This window comes from Cupriavidus basilensis OR16, from assembly GCF_000243095.1.
Taxonomy (GTDB): Bacteria; Pseudomonadota; Gammaproteobacteria; order Burkholderiales; family Burkholderiaceae; genus Cupriavidus; species Cupriavidus basilensis_D.
Genome location: NZ_AHJE01000237.1, coordinates 1 through 2,040 on the forward strand (window position 1 = coordinate 1; position 2,040 = coordinate 2,040).

The window sequence follows — 2,040 nt, forward strand, 5'->3', positions numbered from 1 at the left end:
CGCCGGCGTGGGCCAGAAGAACAGCGAGATGGTGTAGGTGATGGCGGCCAGCATGAAGTAGGCGGCATGGCCGTTCTTCATCACGGCGCGAAAGGGTTCCACCATGCGTACGTCGGAACGCAGCGACTTGAGCGCGTTGAGCAGCGCCGTCATCAGCGCGATCACCAGGAAGATATTGAACAGCTCGCGCGCAGCCACAAAACTGGCGTTGAAGATGCTGGCCAGCGCGCTGACCGGGCTATGGGTCCAGGCCAATGTGACGAGGAAGGTCGCGACGATCGCGGGCACGACCACGTTGGCGCGAAACACCATCGTGAGCACGATGGTGATGACGCCGGCGAGGTAGGCCCAGTGGGCCGCGCCAATAGCGATATGTGATTCCATGCGGGGAGGGCTCCTGTGCCGGCGGGGTTGGGCGGGGGGCTGCCGGTCTGTGCCGAAGCGGCATCGTATCTGGCCTGGCGCCGCCGCGGCAATCACTGGCGTGGCCGCGCGGCGCGCAAGTGCGCTGTGGTTCCCGTAGGGGATGCGGGCCTACTCGGCGGTGGACCCGGTGACGGGGAACGGCGGCCTTGGCCGGGCTTGCCTGTGCTTCCCAGGACACGGCGATGTCGCCGTTGACGAACGTCTGGCAGGCCATGCGGTAGCCCTCGCCAAATTGTGCCTCCGACAGGTGCTTGCGCTCCTTGGGCTTGATGGCATCGGTGAACTCGAGCCCGCGCTCGATCTTGCACTTGCAGGTGCCGCACAGGCCGCCGCCGCACTTGAAAGGGATGCCACCTTTCTCGCGCAGGGAAACGCGCAGCAGGTTGCTGTTCTCGGGGGCGCTGACGATCTTGCCGTCGTTGCTGACAAAGGTGATTTCAATCATGGAAACGGTCCGATTGCATGAGGGGGCTGCCCGGCGCCGGGCCGGTCATACTCGGTTGGTTCAGTCAGTCATCCGCATGGCGGGCATGGCATTCACGCTTGATCAACGTGATGTCCATGCTGCCGAAGGTGGCCAGGCGCGTGAGCTCGTCGCGGGCGCCCTGCAGCGTGTCGAACTGATCGAGGAATTTGGAGGGCACGTAGTTGATGGTGGGGGCGGGCCGGCTCGCGGCATCGGCGTCCTCGCTGAACTCCTCCACGACCCTAACCTTTACCGGATGCGCTATTTCGGCGATGACGAAGTGCGCCGTCTTGCGGCCGTAGAAGAGATAGTCGTAGGCCTCGACGGCCACCAGCCCCTCTACCAGTTCGGTGCGGAACTGCCCCGGCTTGCTGCTGAGTATGACGTACATGACTGCGCTGCTTGGTGGATGCTGATTGATCACTGCGCGTTGCCCGGGACGCTGGCCTGCGGGACATTCGCCGCGCCGCTGGCGGCGGCTGCGCTCTGCACAGGTAGTTCTTCCTGGACCAGCTCGATGTCATGCTCCAGCCAGATCTGGCAGGTCAGGCGATAGCCCAGTCCCAGGCGCTCTCCCAGCTGCTTCTTTTCCTTCCAGTTCGGCGGCGGCAGGTGCTCGGCGCCGGCGATCACGCGGCACGCGCATTTGGAACACTTGCCCATGCCGCATTCATAGCGCAGGTTCGGATACGGAAACTGCTTGATCCCGGCACGCACCACCAGGTTGGTGCTGGGCTTGACCTCATCCTCGAAGGTCTGGCCATTCTTGTGAAATACGACTTTAGGCATACAACGTTTCCGCAAGCGGTCTGTCAGGGGCGGCCGGGCGGATGCGCACCGGCCGCGCGTAGTCGCGGGATCTGGCGGGCGGGCTCAGGCAGCCATATCCAGCGCTGGGAGGGGGATTTCCTGTGCGACGTAGTCGTGATAGAGGGCGGTGGTGTAGAGCAGGCGCATCTGGGCGCCGATTTCGCAGATTTTCAGGCAGCGCTGCTGCAGCTCCGGGGTGTTGGCGTGTTCGAGCACGATCTGGTAGCCCCGCTCGCCGTGGATTTCATCCGAGACGATGTGCAGGTCGAAGAATTCGACTTCTTCGTCGGTGAAGTTGTACTTGTCGCGCAGCGTGGGGTCTGCTTGCGGTAGATCGA

At 63.7% G+C, this 2,040-nt stretch carries 2 protein-coding genes and 3 pseudogenes; all 5 read right to left on the bottom strand.

Annotated features, from left to right (window positions below; translation table 11 throughout):
- A pseudogene (locus OR16_RS38380) lies at positions 1-384 on the bottom strand (hypothetical protein); the annotation flags it as partial.
- A gap of 208 nt (positions 385-592) precedes the next feature.
- Positions 593-871, bottom strand: a pseudogene (locus OR16_RS42455) (2Fe-2S iron-sulfur cluster-binding protein); the annotation flags it as partial.
- A 64-nt stretch (positions 872-935) separates the two neighbouring features.
- Entirely contained in the window at positions 936-1,283 is a 348-nt protein-coding gene (locus OR16_RS38390; protein ID WP_043422931.1) for a hypothetical protein, read from the bottom strand.
- A 29-nt stretch (positions 1,284-1,312) separates the two neighbouring features.
- Positions 1,313-1,681 (bottom strand): 2Fe-2S iron-sulfur cluster-binding protein, encoded by a 369-nt coding sequence (locus OR16_RS38395; RefSeq protein WP_006164725.1) that lies wholly within the window; start codon positions 1,679-1,681, stop codon positions 1,313-1,315.
- An 84-nt stretch (positions 1,682-1,765) separates the two neighbouring features.
- Positions 1,766-2,040, bottom strand: a pseudogene (locus tag OR16_RS38400) (iron-containing redox enzyme family protein); the annotation flags it as partial.